18 protein-coding genes and 1 tRNA gene are annotated in these 18249 nt (G+C 73.8%); 7 read left to right on the forward strand and 12 right to left on the reverse strand.

The window, feature by feature from the left end; translation table 11 throughout:
• Window positions 1-2 precede the first annotated feature (2 nt).
• A complete protein-coding gene (locus D1781_RS12085) occupies window positions 3-1070 on the forward strand; it encodes an App1 family protein (protein ID WP_407641667.1) in 1068 nt (355 codons plus the stop codon).
• A gap of 22 nt (window positions 1071-1092) precedes the next feature.
• On the opposite strand, the gene D1781_RS12090 is transcribed toward D1781_RS12085, so the two are convergent.
• Window positions 1093-2484, reverse strand: coding sequence for a glucose-6-phosphate dehydrogenase (locus tag D1781_RS12090; protein WP_119482515.1), 1392 nt, complete (start codon window positions 2482-2484; stop codon window positions 1093-1095).
• Between the two features lie 106 nt (window positions 2485-2590).
• On the opposite strand from D1781_RS12090, the gene D1781_RS12095 reads away from it, so the two are divergent.
• The 4 genes from D1781_RS12095 (at window position 2591) to D1781_RS12110 (ending at window position 6557) form a co-directional block, all read left to right on the forward strand.
• The gene (locus D1781_RS12095; RefSeq protein ID WP_119482516.1) at window positions 2591-3748 is read left to right on the forward strand and encodes an acyl-CoA dehydrogenase family protein; all 1158 of its coding nucleotides are present in this window, start codon (window positions 2591-2593) and stop codon (window positions 3746-3748) included.
• Between the two features lie 67 nt (window positions 3749-3815).
• Complete coding sequence (locus D1781_RS12100; RefSeq protein WP_119482517.1) at window positions 3816-5255, forward strand: MFS transporter; 1440 nt, start codon at window positions 3816-3818, stop codon at window positions 5253-5255.
• Between the two features lie 70 nt (window positions 5256-5325).
• A tRNA-Ala gene (locus D1781_RS12105) sits at window positions 5326-5401 on the forward strand.
• A gap of 172 nt (window positions 5402-5573) precedes the next feature.
• Window positions 5574-6557: a helix-turn-helix domain-containing protein gene (locus D1781_RS12110; RefSeq protein WP_119482518.1), complete on the forward strand. Its 984-nt coding sequence runs from the start codon at window positions 5574-5576 to the stop codon at window positions 6555-6557.
• 3 nt (window positions 6558-6560) lie between these two features.
• Here D1781_RS12110 and rsfS read toward each other — a convergent pair whose 3' ends face one another.
• From rsfS to rplU, 9 genes are all read right to left on the reverse strand, one after another.
• A complete protein-coding gene (gene rsfS, locus D1781_RS12115) occupies window positions 6561-6926 on the reverse strand; it encodes a ribosome silencing factor (protein ID WP_119482519.1) in 366 nt (121 codons plus the stop codon).
• 8 nt (window positions 6927-6934) lie between these two features.
• Window positions 6935-8518 (reverse strand): hypothetical protein, encoded by a 1584-nt coding sequence (locus tag D1781_RS12120; RefSeq protein WP_119482520.1) that lies wholly within the window; start codon window positions 8516-8518, stop codon window positions 6935-6937.
• Entirely contained in the window at window positions 8515-9126 is a 612-nt protein-coding gene (gene nadD / locus D1781_RS12125; RefSeq protein ID WP_267899806.1) for a nicotinate-nucleotide adenylyltransferase, read from the reverse strand. The genes D1781_RS12120 and nadD overlap by 4 nt, the downstream gene beginning before the upstream one ends.
• 17 nt (window positions 9127-9143) lie before the next feature.
• Window positions 9144-9335 (reverse strand): hypothetical protein, encoded by a 192-nt coding sequence (locus D1781_RS12130; RefSeq protein ID WP_119482522.1) that lies wholly within the window; start codon window positions 9333-9335, stop codon window positions 9144-9146.
• A 67-nt stretch (window positions 9336-9402) separates the two neighbouring features.
• Entirely contained in the window at window positions 9403-10677 is a 1275-nt protein-coding gene (locus tag D1781_RS12135; protein ID WP_119482523.1) for a glutamate-5-semialdehyde dehydrogenase, read from the reverse strand.
• Between the two features lie 53 nt (window positions 10678-10730).
• On the reverse strand, window positions 10731-11531 hold the full coding sequence (gene proB, locus D1781_RS12140; protein WP_119482524.1) for a glutamate 5-kinase: 801 nt from the start codon (window positions 11529-11531) through the stop codon (window positions 10731-10733).
• Entirely contained in the window at window positions 11528-13039 is a 1512-nt protein-coding gene (obgE, locus tag D1781_RS12145) for a GTPase ObgE (protein WP_119482525.1), read from the reverse strand. The genes proB and obgE overlap by 4 nt, the downstream gene beginning before the upstream one ends.
• Before the next feature lie 82 nt (window positions 13040-13121).
• Window positions 13122-13403, reverse strand: a complete 282-nt coding sequence (gene rpmA, locus D1781_RS12150) for a 50S ribosomal protein L27 (RefSeq protein WP_119482526.1) — start codon at window positions 13401-13403, stop codon at window positions 13122-13124.
• 10 nt (window positions 13404-13413) lie between these two features.
• Entirely contained in the window at window positions 13414-13722 is a 309-nt protein-coding gene (gene rplU, locus D1781_RS12155; protein WP_119482527.1) for a 50S ribosomal protein L21, read from the reverse strand.
• Window positions 13723-13925: 203 nt separating this feature from the next.
• On the opposite strand from rplU, the gene D1781_RS12160 reads away from it, so the two are divergent.
• Window positions 13926-14189, forward strand: a complete 264-nt coding sequence (locus D1781_RS12160) for a DUF4031 domain-containing protein (protein WP_119482528.1) — start codon at window positions 13926-13928, stop codon at window positions 14187-14189.
• Window positions 14190-14337: 148 nt separating this feature from the next.
• Here D1781_RS12160 and D1781_RS12165 read toward each other — a convergent pair whose 3' ends face one another.
• Window positions 14338-16860, reverse strand: coding sequence for an Rne/Rng family ribonuclease (locus tag D1781_RS12165; RefSeq protein ID WP_119482529.1), 2523 nt, complete (start codon window positions 16858-16860; stop codon window positions 14338-14340).
• 284 nt (window positions 16861-17144) lie between these two features.
• Between D1781_RS12165 and D1781_RS12170 the strand changes: the two genes are divergently transcribed.
• Window positions 17145-17750, forward strand: coding sequence for a vitamin K epoxide reductase family protein (locus D1781_RS12170; RefSeq protein WP_325048825.1), 606 nt, complete (start codon window positions 17145-17147; stop codon window positions 17748-17750).
• A gap of 63 nt (window positions 17751-17813) precedes the next feature.
• Here the strand turns inward: D1781_RS12170 and ndk are convergent, their stop codons facing one another.
• The gene (ndk, locus tag D1781_RS12175) at window positions 17814-18236 is read right to left on the reverse strand and encodes a nucleoside-diphosphate kinase (RefSeq protein ID WP_119482530.1); all 423 of its coding nucleotides are present in this window, start codon (window positions 18234-18236) and stop codon (window positions 17814-17816) included.
• Between the last annotated feature and the right edge of the window lie 13 nt (window positions 18237-18249).

The raw sequence follows: 18249 nt of genomic DNA on the forward strand, positions 1-18249 counted from the left end.
TCGTGGCCCCATCGACGCGTCGCCCGTTCCGCCGGCGCACGCCGCCTCCCACGGTCGAGCAGGCGATCGGCCGCGCGATGCGGATCGACAGCGCGGTCCGGGAGTTCCGGGAGCAGCGCGCCCGCCGCCGGGGTCGCGTCCCGCTCGTCGTGCCGTACACCGGCTACGGCTCGACCTCGTGGGTCCGCGTGCTCGGCCGGGTGCTCATCACGACGCAGCTGCCGTCCGAGTCGCCGCAGGAGTCGTTCCGCGGCTGGCGCAGCTTCACCGGCATCCCGATCGACGGCGCGCCCGTCCGCGTGGAGATCGGCGACACCGTGCACCACGTCGTCGCGGACTCCGGCGGCGTCATCGACGTGCGGGTGGCCGTGGAGCTGACGCCCGGCTGGCACCGCATCGTGCTGCGGACCGAGGGCGCCGGCGCCGAGTCGGCCCCGGTCGAGGCCCCGGTGTTCGTGCTCGACCCCGCCGCGCCGTTCGGCGTCGTGTCCGACATCGACGACACGGTGATGGTCACCGCGCTCCCCCGCCCGCTGCTGGCGGCCTGGAACACGTTCGTGCTGAACGAGCACGCGCGCACGCCGACGCCGGGCATGGCCGTGCTCTACGACCGCATCCGCAGGACGCACCCCGCGGCGCCCTTCCTCTACCTGTCGACAGGCGCCTGGAACGTCGCGCCGACGCTCCGGCGCTTCCTCGGCCGGAACCTGTACCCGCCGGGGCCCCTGCTGCTGACCGACTGGGGCCCCACGCCGGACCGCGTGTTCCGCTCGGGGCGGGCGCACAAGATCGAGCAGCTCGAGCGCCTGTCGGAGGAGTTCCCCGACATGCGGTGGCTGCTGATCGGCGACGACGGGCAGCACGACGAGGAGACCTACAGCGGGTTCGCCGCCGAGCACCCCGAGAACGTCGCCGCCATCTGCATCCGGCAGCTGTCCGCGGGCGAGGCGGTGCTCGCCGGCGGTCGCTCGAAGGAGGACCGGCGCGAGGAGACGACCTCGGTCTCGTGGGCCTACGCCCCGGACGGCGGCGGCTTCGCCGTCGCCCTCGAGGAGATGGGCCTGCTCTGAGCCGGCGGCCGGCGGGCGGCCGTCAGCTCCAGGAGGCCGGGCCGCTGCTGCCCGCCGCGTAGTCCTCCAGCGGCACCTCGCCCGCCTTCCAGGCGTCGAGGACGGGCTGGACGATGTTCCAGCACTGCACCGCGACGTCGCCGCGGATCGACAGGGTCGGGTCGTCGCCGAGCACGCCCCGGATCACCTCACCGTACTCGGTGACGGCGCTCTTCGGCAGGCGGCCGCTCACCTCGACCGGCTCGAGCTGGAAGGGCATCTCGCCGCCGCCCGAGGTGAACTGGAACTCGATGCGCGGCGGCTTGAAGCCGAACCGCAGCACCTCGGCGTGGCCGTCGCCGGTCTGGCCCTCGGGGCGGAACCGCACCGGGCGGTAGGTGACGCGGATCTCGTTGGCCGGGTCGCCGATCGCCTTGCCCGAGCGGAGGACGAAGGGCACGCCGCCCCAGCGGGCGTTGTCGACCTCGAGGGCGATCTCGGCGAGGGTCTCCGTCTCGTTCGCCGGGTCGACGCCCTCCTCGGCGACGTAGTCCGGCAGCCGCTTCCCGTCGACCTCGCCCGCGGTGTAGCGGCCGCGCCGCGACGGGGCGTCGGTGTTCGGGAAGACCTTGCCGCCGGTCCACACGTGGGTCACGGACAGCACCGCGGCGAGGCTGTTCCGGAGGTGCTCGGGATCGAGGTCGGAGGGCGCCTCGCAGGTGGTGACGGCGAGCACCTGCAGCAGGTGCGACTGCAGCATGTCGCGGAGGGCGCCCGCGGTGTCGTAGTACCCCGCTCGTCCTTCGAGGCCGAGCTTCTCGTCGTAGACGATCTCGACGCGCTCGATCTGGTCGGCGTTCCAGGACGACTCGAGCAGGCGGTTGTTGAAGCGCGTCGCGAGCATCGCGAGCGCCGCGCGCTGGCCGAGGAAGTGGTCCACGCGATGGATCCGCTCCTCCGGCACCACCTTGCGGAGCGCCTCGTTCAGCGCGACCGCGCTGTCGGCGTCGTCGCCGAAGGGCTTCTCCACCGCGAGCACGGTGTGCTCCGGCAGGTCCAGGTCGGCGAGCACCGCGGCGACCTTCGAGACGATCGCCGGCGGGAGCGCGAAGTAGACGACGAGGTCGCCCTCGACCTCGCCGAGCAGGCTCCCCCAGTCCTCCTCCGACGTCGGGTCCGCCTGCACGTAGCGGGTGGAGGACAGGATCGCGTCGACCGCGTCGCCCGTCGCGCCCACCTGTTCGAAGGCGCCGGAGATCGTCTCGCGCCACTCGTCGGCGCGGTCCGAGCGGCCGCTGCCGACCACCTTCAGGCCGTCGACGAGCCGCAGGTCGGACTCGTCGCCGCCCGCGATCAGGCTGCCGATGCCGGGCAGGAGCAGCCGCTTCGTGAGGTCGCCGCTCGCGCCGAGGATGATCATCGTGGTGGAGGTCACGCCGGGAGCGTAATGAGCAGCCGCTGGGCGTGGGGTGCGACCCGGCCGGGCGTCCGCGGTCCGTCCGCCGCGCGGCCGCTCGCGCGGGCGCGCGTAGCGTTGCGGCGTGCCCACCCCCGCCCTCGCCGACGACCTCCTGCAGCGCGTCGCGTCCCGCGCCGCCGCGCACGACCGCGACGGCTCCTTCCCGCACGACGACCTCGCCGAGCTCCGGGCGGCCGGCTACCTCGCCGCGCTGGTCCCCGCCGACCTCGGCGGGTGGGGCCTGACCCTCGAGCAGCTGACGCGCGAGCAGTCCCGGCTCGCCGCCGCGGCGCCGGCGACGGCCCTCGCGGTGGGCATGCACCTCGTGTGGACCGCGGTCGCCAAGACGCTGCACGACCGCGGGGACGCCTCGCTCGACTTCCTGCTGCGCGAGGCGGCCGCCGGCGAGGTGTTCGCGTTCGGCGTCAGCGAACCGGGCAACGACCTCGTGCTGTTCGGCTCCACGGTGGAGGCGGTGACCCGCGAGGACGGCTCGGTGGCCTACACGGGCGTGAAGACCCCCGTGTCGCTCTCCCCCGTGTGGACGCGGCTCGGCACCTTCGGCCTCGACGCCGGAGGCGACGAGGGCCCCCGCATCGTCTGGGCGTTCCTCGACCGCGACGCCCCGGGCATCGAGATCGACGAGACCTGGGACACGCTCGGGCAGCGGGCGACCCGCAGCGACACGACGCGGCTGCACGGCGCGGTCGCGCGCGCGGACCGGGTGGTCCGGCGCCTGCCGCCCGGCCCGAACCCCGACCCGCTGATCTTCGGCGTCTTCGTGAACTTCGAGATCCTGCTCGCGAGCGTCTACGCGGGGATCGCGCACCGCGCGGTCGAGCTGGCCGCGGAGGCGGCGAAGCGCCGCACGTCGCTGAAGCTCGGCGGCGCGCCCCGGTCCGACGACCCGGACGTCCGGCGCCGCGTCGCGACGGCGGCCCTGCTCGACGACGGCCTCGACGCGCAGATCCGCTCGCTCGCCCGCGACGTCGACGAGCGGGCCGACCACGGCGGGCGCTGGTTCGCCAAGGCCTCGGGCCTCAAGGTCCGCGTGACCGAGCAGGCGAAGGCGGTCGTGGACCAGGCGGTCCTCGTGGGAGGTGGCAGCGGCTACGCCGCGTCCTCCGAGCTCTCCCGCCTCTACCGGGACGTGCTGGCGGGCGCCTTCAACCCGTCCACGCAGGACTCGGCGCTCGGCACGATCGCCACCGCGGTGCTCGGCCCGGTGTCGCCCGCCTGACCCTCCGCCCGACCCCCTCCGCTGGACGTCGTCCGCGCCCCCAGGCGCGGGTTCCTACGCTGCCGCGGTGACCGACGAACCCCCGGCCCGGCAGCGGCACCCGAAGCTGATCCTCGCGATCTGCTGCCTCAGCCTCTTCATCGTCACGCTCGACGCGACCGTGACGAACGTGGCCCTCCCGACGATCGGGAAGGAGCTGCACGCCGGCGTCACGAGCCTGCAGTGGACGCTCGACGCCTACACGCTGACCCTCGCCGCGCTGCTCGTGCTCGCGGGCTCGAGCGCGGACCGGTTCGGGCGGAAGCGGGTGTTCCGCATCGGTCTCGTCGTGTTCGGGCTCGGGTCGCTCGCCTGCAGCGCCGCGCCCTCCGACGGCGCGCTGATCGCGGCCCGGGTGCTGCAGGCGCTCGGCGGCACGATGCTGAACCCCGTCTCGCTCTCGATCATCACGAACGCGTTCCAGGACCGGAAGGCGCGGGCCGGCGCGCTCGGCGTGTGGGGCGCGATCAGCGGGGTCTCGCTCGGCTTCGGCCCGCTCGTCGGCGGGCTGCTCGTCGAGACGGTCGGCTGGCGGGCGATCTTCTGGGTCAACGTGCCCGTCGTCGTGGCCGCGCTCGTGCTGACGACGCTGTTCGTGCCGGAGTCCCGAGCGCCGAGGCGCCGCCGGTTCGACCCGGTCGGCCAGGTGCTCGTCGTCGTGCTCCTCGCCGGCACGGTGTTCGGGATCATCGAGGGCCCCGAGCTCGGGTGGGCGTCGCCGGCGACCCTCGGGGCGTTCGCGGTCTCCGCCGTCGCCCTCGCGCTGTTCGTGCCCGCGGAGCTGCGGCGGCAGGAGCCGCTCATCGACCCCCGGTTCTTCACGAGCATCCCGTTCTCCGGCGCCGTCGTGGCCGCCGTGCTGGCGTTCGGCTCGTGGAGCGCGTTCCTGTTCTCGAACACCCTCCTCCTGCAGGACGTGAAGGGCTTCTCGCCGATCCTCACCGGCCTGCTGTTCATGCCCGCGGGGATCGCGATCCTCGTCGCGTCGCCGGTCTCGGGGCGGCTCGTCGGCTCGCTCGGCACCCGGCTGCCGATGTCGCTGGCGGGCCTGCTCATCGCCGCGGCGGCCGTCGCGCTCGCCCTCACGACCTCGTCGGCACCGGTCGCGCTGCTCGCCGTCGTCTTCGCGGTGTTCGGGCTCGGGTTCGGGCTCGTGAACGCGCCGATCACGAACACGGCGGTGTCCGGCATGCCGAACGACCAGGCGGGGGCGGCGTCCGCGATCGCGTCCACCGGCCGCCAGGTCGGCACGTCGCTCGGCATCGCCCTCGCCGGTTCCATCACCGGCGCCTCCGGCGCGGGCGGGCGGGTGCCGCGCTCGTTCGCGACCGACGCGCACCCGCTGTGGTGGACGGTCGCGGGCGCGGCGCTGGCGATCGTGGCCATCGGCTCGCTCAGCAGCTCGAAGGCGGCGGAGCGGTCGAGCGAGCGGCTCGGGGAGCTGGTCGGCGGTCGCTCCGCGGTATGACGCGCGAACCGGGTGATCGGCGCGGCCCGGCGTCGGTGTACACTCGACAGGCCGCTCCGGCGGCATGTGAGGGTCTGTGGCGCAGCTGGTAGCGCACCTGCATGGCATGCAGGGGGTCAGGGGTTCGAGTCCCCTCAGATCCACCATCGCGAAGGCCCCGTCCACGAGGACGGGGCCTTCGTCGTCCTTGATCTCGAGGCTCGCTGCGCTCGCACCTCGATCAGCGGTGTGCGGCGCTACTCCCCCGCCGCGCGATCGGCAAGCCCTCGACACCCGGGCGGTGCGCGCGGAGGATGCGAGCCCATCGAGGGAGGACGCATGACGCTGCACGGCGCGATGCCGCCCTTCACGGCTCCCTCGTCGATCGACGCGGACGGCGCGCTGCCCCGGCCGCTGATCGACCGCCAGCGGTTCGCCGGCCCCGCGGGGATGCGATCGATGCCGGTCGAGGGGCGGTTCGAGAGCCGGGACGCGGAGGGCTTCGAGGCCGAGCTCGCGCGCGTCCAGCTCGGGCCGCTCGTCCTGCGCCGGACGCGGATGACCCCGCACCGCGCCATCGTCGACGGGAGCGACCCCGAGGCGGACGGCGACATCCTCCGGCTCCTGACCGTGCGGAGCGGAACCGTCCACGCGGCGCCGCCGGGCGGCCGCCCCCAGCGGCTCGGCACGGGCGACGCGATCTTCACCAGCCGCACGAGGACGTACGCCTACCAGGCGGACGAGCCCGTCGTCGTGGTCACGGCGACGCTGCCCGTGTCGAGCCTGCCGGCCGTCGTGCAGCACCTGGAGGGCCTGCCGATCGGCCCGCTCCCCCACACGCCGCTCGTCGACGCGGTCGTCGAGCTGCTCTGGCACCTGTCCGCACGGCTCGACGAGGCGTGGACGTTCGACGCGGAGCTCGCCGCGCGCGGGCTCATCGACCTCCAGGCCGCGATCCTCACGGAGCTCATCCCCGCGCAGACCCCGCCGCCCGGGCCCGGGCGCGTCCACCGTGCGGCGGTGGAGTACATCGAGCGGCACCTCGCGGACGCCGACCTGCGGCCGCCGCAGATCGCCGCCGCGCTGGGCGTGAGCCTCCGCTACCTGCACCGGGCGTTCGACGACCGGGACCTCACCGTCGCGCGGTTCATCCGCGAGCGACGGCTCGAACGGGTCGCCGCGGCGCTGCGCGCGGCGGAGCGGCGCCCAGACCTCAGGGCGCTCGCCCTCCGGCACGGCTTCGCCGACCAGGAGCAGCTCGCCCGCGCGTTCCACCGCCGGTACGGCACGTCGATGACGGCTTACCGGGCGGCCGACCGCTGAGGGTCAGGACGCGGCGGCGCGCTCCTCGATCGGGATGACCGGGCAGTCGCGCCACAGCCGCTCGAGGGCGTAGTACGCGCGGTCCTCCTCGAGGAAGACGTGCACGACGACGTCGCCGAAGTCGAGCAGCTCCCAGTGACCGGAGCCGCGTCCCTCCCGCCGCTTGAGGGTGATGCCGCTCGCGCCGAGCCGTTCGTCGACCGCGTCGGCGATCGCGCTCACGTTCCGCTCGCTGCTGCCGGACGCGATGAGGAACGCGTCCGTGAGCGGGAGACGGCCGGAGACGTCGAGCGCCACCAGGTCCGTCGCGTTCCTCGAGAGGGCGGCTTCCGCCGCCTCCTGCACCTGGGACCTGATCTGCTGCTCCATCTGGAGGATCAGAATAGCTTGAGCACCCAGCTGCCGACGAGCAGAGTCACCACTCCCACAGCCATCGCACCGGCGACGATCGCGAGGACCGTCGGGAGGATGTTCCCGCCGCGGTGCGGCTTGGTCGAGAAGCCGCGCTCGTGCGGGGCCCCGCTGACCGCCTTCTTCGCGCTCACGGGGGCGACGCCGGCCGACGGCTCGTCCTGCGACGCCTCGTACAGGCGGTCGATGTCGGGCGAGTCGTAGAGGTCGCTGTGCGCGCCGGTCGTCGACAGACTGCGCGGCAGGTTCATCGAGCCGGTGATGAAGATGTCGCCGTTGGCGCTGACCGCCTGGGTGAGGTCCGGCTGCGGGTCGTTCGGCAGGATCAGCGCGTTCGACGAGCCGTGCGAGCCCTGGACCGAGCGGCTCAGGAGGCCGGTGAACCCCTCCTGCACCTCCTCCTCGTCCGCCCACGCGAGGGCGGGGCCGGCGGGGGCCTGCTCCTGCGGCTGGGGCTGCTGGCGCGCCTTGCGGATCAGCGCCTCGAACCCGGCGAGGTCGGTGACCTCGCTGGGCGGGCCGATCTGGTCGCTCTGGAACTGGGGCGCCTGGAACGGCGACTGCGCGGCGGCGAAGGGCTGCGCAGGGGTCGGGCCGGGAGCGGAGGACCGCGGCTCGTAGGCCTGCGGCTCCCAGTCGTCCTCGTCGTCGTCCCAGCCCTGGTCCTCGGCGCTCCACGCCTGGGCGGGCTGGATGAAGGCGGGGTCGACCCGGGCCGTCGGCCACTGGTCGCGCGGATCCGCGGGCGTCACCGGCACGGGGCTCGAGAAGGTGATCGCGTCGTCCCCGACGGGCTCGCTGAACGCCTGCGGGAGGCTGATCGGGTTCGTCGTGCTGGACGGCTGCTCGAGGTCGACCGGCTGCCGCGGGATCGCGACGGTCGGCTCGGGCGTGTACGGCTCGTCGTAGTAACCGTCGTCCTCGTAGTCGTAGCCCTCGAAGCCGGCGGGCTGCGGCGCGGGCGCGGCGCTGCGCGGGTCGGCGAAGAGCTCGACGGGCAGGCCGTCCTCGCGCACGTCGGCGCTCTCCTGCTCGCGGCGCTGCCGGCGGGTCAGCCCGGACGGGGCGTCGAGCACGGGCGGCTGGCCGAACGCCGCCGGCTGCTGCGGCGCGGCGGGCTGCTGCGGCTGCTCGGGGCGGCCGCCCAGCGGCGCCTCGCGGCGGAGCACCGCGTCCCGGACGCGGTCGAGCAGGTCCCCGTTGATGCCGGCGGCGTCCTGGCGCGGCGCGCTCGGGGTCTCCGGCACGCCGGAGCGGAACGCGTCGAGATCGGGCGCGGGCGGCGTCTGCGGCTGCTGGCCGCGGGTCAGCGCGGCCCAGATGTCCTGCGTGTCGCCGACGTCGAACCCCTGGTCAGGGGCGAACTGCGGGTTGTACTCGCCGGGCTCGAAGTCGACCACGCCGCTCGGGTGCGGCTGCTTCTCCGCGAGCGCCTCCGCCGCGCGCCGCTCGGCCTCGCGCGCGGCGCGGCGGCTCAGCGGGGCCCCGGAGGAAGCGTCGACGCCGCCACCCGCGCCCCCGCGCGTCTGCTGGTCCTGCCAAGACGTCATGCTTCGCTCCTGTACAGCCGGTGCTTGCTGATGTACTGAACCACACCGTCCGGGACGAGGTACCAAACCGGTGCGCCGTGTCGCACACGCGCTCGGCAATCCGTCGACGAGATGGCCAGCGCGGGCACCTCGAGCACGCTGACGTCGCCCTGCGGGAGCCCGGAGACCGACAGCTGGTGCCCAGGCCGCGTCACCGCGACGAAGTGGGCGAGCTCCCACAGCTCGTCGAGGTCCTTCCACGTCACGATCTGCGCGATCGCGTCCGCGCCGGAGATGAAGAAGAGGTCCGCGTCCGGGTGCTGCGTCTTGAGGTCGCGCAGCGTGTCGACCGTGTAGGTGACGCCGCCGCGGTCGATGTCGACGCGCGACACGGTGAAGCCCGGGTTGGAGGCCGTCGCGATGACGGTCATCAGGTACCGGTGCTCGGCCTCGGTGACGGGCGTCTTGTGCCACGGCTGCCCCGTGGGCACGAACACGACCTCGTCGAGGTCGAAGACCCGCTGGACCTCGCTGGCGGCGACCAGGTGGCCGTGGTGGACGGGATCGAAGGTGCCGCCCATCACGCCGATGCGGCGGCGGGTGCTCCCCGGAGGGCGGGCGGCGGTCAGCGCGCTGACGACGACCCCTACTTGTGGCCCTGCGGAGAGCCGGAGCCCGCCTTGCCCTGCACCCGGTTGCCCGCGTCGCGGTAGGACCAGGTGACGGCGGCGAGCAGCGCGAAGACGCCGATCGCGACGATGGGGAACACGACGCTCGGGACGGGGAGCGCCTGCTCCTCGTACACGGCGGCGAGCACGGCCGAAGCGACGACGGACATCGGTTCCTCCTTCACGCGCCCGGACGGGCTGTCCGAGTGTAGAGCCCGATGCCGGGCCGGCCCGCCGCTAGCCGCGCGTCTGGCCGGTCCCGCGGACGTGCCACTTCGTGCTCGTCAGCTCCGCGAGGCCCATCGGGCCGCGGGCGTGCATCTTCTGCGTGGAGATCCCGACCTCGGCGCCGAACCCGAACTCGCCGCCGTCCGTGAAGCGGGTGGAGGCGTTCACCATCACGACGGCGGAGTCCACCTCCGCGAGGAACCGCTCCGCGTTGCGGTAGGACTCCGTGACGATCGACTCGGTGTGATGCGTCGACCAGGCCGCGATGTGGTCCATCGCCGCGTCGAGGTCGTCGACGACCGCGACGGCGAGGTCCATCGAGTAGTACTCGGCCGCCCAGTCCTCGTCCGTCGCGGGCACCGCGTCGGGCACGACGGCGCGGGTGCGGTCGTCGGCGTGCAGCGTCACGCCGGCCTCCCGCAGCCGACCGAGCACCGGCGGGAGCAGGCGCTCGGCCGCCGCCGCGTGCACGAGCAGCGTCTCCGCCGCGTTGCAGACGGCGACGCGCTGCGTCTTCGCGTTCAGCACGATCGAGGTCGCGAGGTCGACGTCCGCGCTCTCGTCGAGGAACACGTGCACCACGCCGGCCCCGGTCTCGATCACGGGGACCGTGGACTCCTCGACGACCGTCTTGATCAGCCCGGCGCTGCCGCGCGGGATCAGGAGGTCGACGAGGCCGCGAGCCCGCATCAGGGCGGTCGCGCCCTCCCGGCCGAACTCGTCGACGGTCTGCACCGCGTCCGCCGGCAGCCCGACCGACGCGAGCGCGTCCTGCACGACCGCGACGAGCGCCGCGTTCGAGTGCTGCGCCGCGGTGCCGCCCCGCAGCACGACCGCGTTGCCGCTCTTGATCGCGATGGCGGTGATGTCGACCGTGACGTTGGGGCGGGCCTCGTAGATCGCGCCGACGACGCCGAACGGCACGCGCACCTGGGTCAGCTGCAGGCCGTTCGGCAGCGTGCTGCCGCGGACGACGTCGCCGACGGGGTCCGCGAGGCGGGCGATCGCGAGCACGGCGTCGGCGAGCGCCGCGACGCGCCGCTCGTCGAGCGTGAGGCGGTCGACGAGGCCGGCCGAGAGCCCGTTCTCGTCGGCGGCGGCGAGGTCGCGCCGGTTCGCCTCGATGACCTCAGCGGTGCGGGCGAGCAGCGCGTCGGCGATCGCCTCGAGCGCCCGGTTCTTCTCGGCCGTCGTCGCGGTGGCGAGGCCCGTCGACGCGGCCTTCGCCGCCCGGAACCGCGCCTCGGCGGTGTCGAGGCCGCGGCTCTCCAGCACGTCCGTCATGCGGCGAGTGTAGGCCCGGCCCTGCTCTCCCCGGATCCGGGATCCGGGGCGCGTCAGCGGGTCGGGGCGGCGGCCCGGGCGGGCTCGAACCAGGTGCCGACCCGCTCGCCCGCGAGCGCCGGCTCGACGCGCTCGGTCGCCGTCAGCAGCACCGCGATGCCGTCCTCCGCCGCCATCCGCGCCGCGGCGAGCTTCGTCGCGGCTCCCCCGGTGCCCACGCCGGTGTTCGTCTCGGTGACGAGCACGTCCGTCAGCGGGTCGCCCGCCGCGACGAACGGGATGCGCTCGGCGCCCGGCTCGCCGGGGGGCCGCGTGTAGAGCGCGTCGACGTCGGAGAGGAGCACGAGCAGGTCCGCGCGCAGCAGACGCGCGACGAGCGCCGCGAGCCGGTCGTTGTCGCCGAACCGGATCTCGTGCGTCGCGACGGTGTCGTTCTCGTTCACGATCGGCAGGATCCGCAGCGACAGCAGGGTCTCGAGCGCGCGCTCCGCGTTGCCGCGATGGGTCGGGTCGGCGATGTCGCTCGCGGTGAGCAGGACCTGGCCCGCGGTGATGCCGAACCGGTCGAGCCGCTCCTGGTACCGCTTGATGAGGAGGCTCTGCCCGACCGCCGCAGCGGCCTGCTGCACGGCGAGGTCCGTCGGGCGCTCCTGCAGCTGCAGGAACGGCATCCCCGTCGCGATCGCGCCGGAGGAGACGAGGACGACGTCCGCGCCGCGCGCATGCGCGCCGGCGAGGGCGTCCACGAGCGGCCCGAGCTGCCCCGCCCGCTCGCCGCTGATGGAGGACGAGCCCACCTTCACGACGATGCGCCCGGCGGTCTCGATCGACTCCGGCGTCGCGGGCGCGGTCATCGCGCCTCCTCCTCGCGGACGGCGCGCTCGGCGAGGCGCTCCTCCTCGAGGTCGGCGCGCGCGGCGGCCTTCGCGTCCATCCGCTCGCGGTACTCCTCGCGGCGCCCGCGCGTGGTCCGGCGGTCGGAGCCGTTGATGCGCTCGTCGGTGCCGCGGGGGCCCGTGACCAGCTCGGCCATCGAGGTGAGCGTGGGCTCCCAGTCGAACAGGATGCCGTCGCCCGGCCCGATCACGACCGCGGAGCCGGGGCGGGCCCCGGCCTCGAACAGCGCCTCCTCGACGCCCAGCTTCGCGAGCCGGTCCGCGAGGTAGCCGACGGCCTCGTCGTTCGTGAAGTCGGTCTGCTGCACCCACCGCTGCGGCTTCGCGCCGAGGACCCGGTAGACCGTCTCGGTACCGCCCTCCACCCGCACGGTGAACGGCGTCTCGTCGACCGGCTTCGGTCGCACGACGATGCGGGGCCGGAGGGCCTCGTCCGCCGCGCGCTCGGCGCGGTCGGTCTCGATGACGGCCGCGAGGGCGAAGGAGAGCGCGGAGAGGCCCTCGTGGCTCGCGGCGGACACCTCGAACACCCGGTAGCCGCGGGCCTCGAGGTACGGGCGCACCAGCTCGGCGAGGTCGCGGGCGTCGGGCGAGTCGATCTTGTTCAGCGCGACGACCTGCGGCCGGTCGAGCAGCGGGCGCGCGCCGGCCGGGACCGGGTAGGCGGCGAGCTCGCCGAGCACCACCTCGAGGTCCGTGATCGGGTCGCGGCCCGGGTCGACGGTCGCGCAGTCGATCACGTGCACGATGACGCTGCAGCGCTCGATGTGCTTGAGGAAGTCGAGGCCGAGGCCGCGGCCCTCGCTCGCGCCCTCGATGAGGCCCGGCACGTCCGCGATCGTGTACCGGACGCTGCCGGCCTCGACGACGCCGAGGTTCGGCTGCAGCGTGGTGAAGGGGTAGTCGGCGATCTTCGGCCGCGCGGCCGACATCGCCGCGATGAGGCTCGACTTGCCGGCGGAGGGGAAGCCGACGAGGGCGGCGTCCGCGATCGTCTTGAGCTCGAGGCGCACGTCGACGACGTCGCCCTCGGTGCCGAGCAGGGCGAAGCCGGGCGCCTTGCGCTTCGGGTTCGCGATCGCCGCGTTGCCGAGGCCGCCCCGGCCGCCCGCGGCCGCGAGGTAGCGCATGCCGGGCTCGGCGAGGTCGGCGATCGGCTCGCCCGACTCGTCGGTCACGACGGTGCCGACGGGCACCGGCAGCTCCACGGGCTCGCCGTTCGCGCCGTCGCGGTTGTCGCCGGCGCCCGGCCGGCCGTTCGCGGACGAGCGGTGCGGCGACCGGTGGTAGCCGAGGAGGGTCGTCACCTGCGGGTCCGCGACGAGGACGATGTCCCCGCCGTCACCGCCGTTGCCGCCGTCCGGGCCCGCGAGGGGCTTGAACTTCTCGCGCCGGATCGACACGCAGCCGTTGCCGCCGTGCCCCGCGCTGAGGTGCAGCGTCACCGCGTCGACGAACGTCGCCATGGATCCCCTCCTCGTCTTCCTGCCGATATGCGGAACGGGCGGGTCCCGAAGGAGCCCGCCCGTTGCCGATGAATGCGTCGCGTCAGGCGCCGGCGGTCTCCAGGACTGCCTCCGCCGGGACGACGATGTTGACGACGCGACGGCCGCCCTTCGCGCCGAACTCGACCGAGCCGGCCTCGAGGGCGAACAGCGTGTCGTCGCCGCCGCGGCCGACGTTCGCGCCGGGGTGGAAGTGCGTGCCGCGCTGGCGGACGATGATCTCGCCGGCCTTGACGACCTGACCGCCGAAGCGCTTCACGCCGAGCCGCTGCGCGTTGGAGTCACGACCGTTGCGGGTCGAGCTCGCGCCCTTCTTGTGTGCCATGGTCTGCTCCTCAGCCGATCGCGGTGACGCGGACGCGGCTGAGCTCCTGACGGTGGCCCTGACGCTTCCGGTAGCCGGTCTTGTTCTTGAACTTCTGGATGATGATCTTCTTGCCGCGCGTGTCCTCGATGAGCTCGGCGGTGACCGAGATCTTCGCGAGGTCGGCCGCGGCGTGCGTGACCTTCTCGCCGTCGACGAGCAGCACGGGCGCGAACGTCAGCTTCCCGTCCTCGCCGGCCTTCTGGCGGTCGACGGTCAGGACGGTGCCGACCTCGACCTTCTCCTGACGCCCACCGGCGCGCACAATCGCATAAACCACTTCGAGCCCCAACTCTTCGTTCACTGGTTGCCGCTCCGCTCGCAGCACTCCACGAGGGGGTGCCGCGCAGCAGGGCCGACCAAGTCGGATCGGTGCTCGTCGGGCCCACACGCACGGGCGGCCCACGCACCGACCGTCGATCGTACCGCATGGGCGCGGCGCCCTCCACCCGGGTCCGAGGGGCGCGGTGGGACGATGACGACGTGGCAGTGCTCGTGGACGTCCCGATGTGGCCGGCGCACGGGAGGCTGTGGGCCCACCTCGTGAGCGACGCGTCGCTCGAGGAGCTCCACGCCTTCGCGGAGCGGGCGGGCCTGCCGCCGCGCAGCTTCGACCAGGACCACTACGACGTGCCGGAGGAGCGCATCCCGGAGCTCGCCGCGCTCGGCGCGGAGCGCGTCTCGGCGCACGAGCTCACCCGCCGCCTCATCGCCTCCGGGCTCCGCGTGCGCGCGAAGGACCGCTGACGATCCACCGGACCTGATCTCGGGGCTCGCTCCGCTCGCACCCCGATCAGCGGAGGGGCACGGCACCCCGATGGTCGAGGTGCGAGCGCCGGCGAGCCTCGAGACCGCCGTGGCGACGATCCCGAGGCTCGATCGAGGACGAGCGGGCTCAGTCCTCGCCGGCGGTGAGGGTCGGCGTGGAGACGCGGCGGCTGCGGCGGCGCCCCTGGCCGGCGGCCTTCGGTGCGGGCAGCGCCTCGAGGACGGCGTCGAGCAGCCCCTCGGCCTCGCGCTTCGCCGGACGTTGGGGCTCGCGGTGCTCGGCGGGCAGGTCGAGGACGATCGCCGGCTGCTCCGGCGCCTGCTCGGGCGCCCGCTGCTCGGGCGCCCCGCGCTCCGGGGCCTTCCGCTCCGGCGCCCTCCGCTCGCGAGCCCGCTGCTCGGCGGTCCGCTGCTCCGCGGCCGGCTCGGCCGGCTGCTCCTCGTGCTGCTGGTCGTGGTGCTCGCCGTGCTCGGCGAGCTTCGTCAGCGTGGCGCCGGCGATCTGCGCGAGCGCGGTCTTCGCGCCCTCGGTGATCGCGTGCGTCGCGGGCTGCTTCTGCTGCTGGGGCTGCACCTGCTGCTGCTGCTGGCCGCTGTTGCCGTTGCCGTTGCCGCCGCGCCCGCGGCGCCGACCCTGCTGCTGCTGCTGCTCCTGCTTCTCGAGGCTGGAGTTGCCGTCGCCGATCGACTCCGCGAGCCCGACGCCGAGGCGCTTGCGCGTCATCTGCACGAGCCCGAGGGAGGTGACCTCCGCGACCTGGTGCTTGGTGCGGTCGCGCGACAGGCACTCGACGAGCCGGCGCTGGACCAGGTCCCGGTTGCTCTCGAGGACCATGTCGATGAAGTCGATGACGATGATGCCGCCGATGTCGCGCAGGCGGAGCTGCCGGACGATCTCCTCCGCGGCCTCGAGGTTGTTCTTGGTGACGGTCTCCTCGAGGTTGCCGCCGGAGCCGACGAACTTGCCCGTGTTGACGTCGATGACCGTCATCGCCTCGGTGCGGTCGATGACGAGCGATCCGCCGGACGGCAGCCAGACCTTGCGGTCGAGCGCCTTCTCGATCTGCTCGTGCACGCGGTGCGCGCTGAAGACGTCGGTGCCGCCCTCCCAGCGCTCGAGGCGGTCGAGCAGGTCGGGGGCGACCTGCTGCAGGTACCGCTCGATCGTGGCGCGCGGCTCCTCGCCGTCGACGATCAGCTTGGAGAAGTCCTCGTTGAAGACGTCGCGGACGATCTTCACCAGCAGGTCGGGCTCGCCGTGGAGCATCGTCGGCGCCTGCGCGGTCTCGACGAGGTGCTCGATCTCGGCCCACTGGTTCGCGAGCCGCTGCACGTCGATCGTGAGCTGCTCCTCCGTCGCGCCCTCGGCGGCGGTGCGGACGATCACGCCGGCCGAGTCGGGCAGCGCGTCCTTCAGGATCTTCTTGAGGCGCGCCCGCTCCGTGTCCGGCAGCTTGCGGGAGATGCCCGACATGGAGCCGTTCGGCACGTAGACGAGGTAGCGGCCCGGCAGGGAGATCGCGGAGGTGAGCCGCGCGCCCTTGTGGCCGATGGGGTCCTTCGTGACCTGCACGAGCACCTGGTCGCCGGACTTCAGCGCCAGCTCGATGCGGCGGGCCTGGGAGCCCTTGTCGCCGAGCCGGTCGCTCGCCGCCTCCCAGTCGACCTCGCCCGAGTAGAGCACGGCGTTGCGGCCGCGGCCGATGTCGACGAACGCCGCCTCCATCGACGGCAGCACGTTTTGCACGCGGCCGAGGTAGACGTTGCCGATCAGGGAGAGGTTCTGGCTCTTCGCGACGTAGTGCTCGGCGAGGATCCCGTCCTCGAGCACGCCGATCTCGACCCGGTCGCCGTTCGTGCGGACCAGCATGACCCGGTCGACGGCCTCGCGGCGGGCGAGGAACTCGGCCTCCGTCACGACGGTGCGTCGGCGGACGGCGTCGCGGCCGTCGCGGCGGCGCTGGCGCTTCGCCTCGAGCCGGGTGGAGCCCTTCAGCTTCTGCGGCTCGGTGATCGGCTCGCGGACCGGCTTGGCGCGGGTGACGACCTCGGTCGCGGCACCGCTGCCGGCGCTCGCGGGCGCGTCGGTCTCGCTCGAGCCGCGGCGGCGGGTGCGGCGACGGCGGCGCGAGCCGGCGGCCCCGTCCTCGTCGTCGCCCTGCTCGTCCGCGTCGTCCTCGGCGGGCTGCTCGACGTAGCGGGGCAGCGCCGGCGGCGCCTGGAACAGCACGGCCAGCTGCGGCCGCGCGGGCGCCGCGGCGGTCGGCTGCTCGTCGGTCGCCTGCTCGTCGGAGGGCTCGGTCGACTCGGGGCCGGCGGGCACGATCACGTCCTGCTCGCCCTGCTCGTCGGCGGCATCGTGCGCGCCGTCGCCGTCCGCGTCGTCCTCGACCGGCACCGCCTGCGGCACGGCGGGCGGCGGCAGGACCTCCTCCGGGGCCGCGACGTCGTCGCCGGACCCGGTCGTGCCGTCGGCCGCGCCGCTGCCCTCGAGGCCGCCGGCGACGCCGTCGCCCTCGGTGCCGATCGGCTGCGGCGCGTCGGCGTCGCTCAGCGGCATCGGCTGGAAGGTCGCTCGGCGCCGACGTCGCGGCGCCCGCTCCTGGCCGGCCTCGTCCTGCTCCGTGTCGTTCTCGTGGTACTCCACCATCGCTGGTGCACTCCTCACGCGGCTGCGGCTTCCGCCGCCACCGTGTTCACCTCGGTCCGCGACGCCCTGGGGCCGCCGGTCCGGGAACTCTCGATGTCGTGGCGCACCGGGGCGGTACGCCGGTGGCGGGACAAGCGCCGCCCCGCCCGGTGCATCGGCACCGCGGGGCTCGGTCCGAGGACCTGTCCAAGCGTTCGGCTCCGGGTCACCGGAACCTCCCTCGAGTATCGCACGAAGGCCGCGTCGACGCGGCAGGCCCCATACCCGGTGCGATACTGCCAGCCGTGATCGAGCGGATGAGCCGACCTTCCCTGCCGCTCGCGATCCTCCTGATCGTGGGCGGGGTCGTGGGCCTGATCGCCGCGTTCGCGCTGACGCTCGACAAGTTCGACGCCCTGGCGCACCCGGGCATCAAGGCGTCCTGCGACTTCTCGGTCCTCGTGCAGTGCACGAAGAACCTGAACTCCCCGGTCGGCTCGGCGTTCGGGTTCCCGAACCCGCTGCTCGGCCTGACGATGTTCCCCGCGCCGATCATCGTCGGCGTGGCGTCCCTCGCGGGCGTGCGGTTCCCGCGCTGGTTCTGGGCGCTGTTCAACGTCGGCATGGCGTTCGCGATCGGCTTCGTGATCTACCTGATCTCGAACAGCATCTTCAACTTCGACCTGCGGACGCTCTGCCCGTGGTGCATGGGGGTCTGGTCGGTCGTCATCCCGATGTCCCTCGCGACGACGCTCTACAACCTGCGGGAGCAGAACCTCCCGCTCGGGTCCCGCGTCGCCCGGGTCGCCGGCGGCCTCTACAGCTGGACGCCGATCATCACGCTCGTCTGCTACGTGATCTTCGCCGTCGTCGCGCAGGTCAACCTGGACGTCCTGAACCGCCTCTTCTGACGGCGGCGGGCCGCTCCCCCGGGCCGACGGGGCTGCGCCGCGGACGCGGCGCAGCCGTGCGGGTCAGCCGAACCAGAGGGCGAGCTCGCGCTCGGCGGACTCGGGCGAGTCGCTGCCGTGCACGAGGTTCTGCTGCACGCGCAGGCCCCAGTCGCGGCCGAAGTCGCCGCGGATCGTGCCCGGGGCCGCAGTGGTCGGGTCCGTGGCGCCCGCGAGGGAGCGGAAGCCCCCGATCACGCGCTGCCCGGCGACGCGGACGGCGACGATCGGGCCGGACTCCATGAACTCGACGAGCGGCTCGTAGAACGGCTTGCCGACGTGCTCCTCGTAGTGGCGCTCGAGCAGCGCCCGGTCGGCCTCGACCATGCGCAGGTCCGTGATCGAGTAGCCCTTGGCCTCGATGCGACGGAGGATCTCGCCGGTCAGGTTGCGCGCCACGCCGTCCGGCTTGACGAGGACGAGGGTCTCCTGGATCGCTTCGGACATGCTGCTCCTCGGT

This window comes from Amnibacterium setariae (genome assembly GCF_003581425.1).
Lineage (GTDB): Bacteria > Actinomycetota > Actinomycetes > Actinomycetales > Microbacteriaceae > Amnibacterium > Amnibacterium setariae.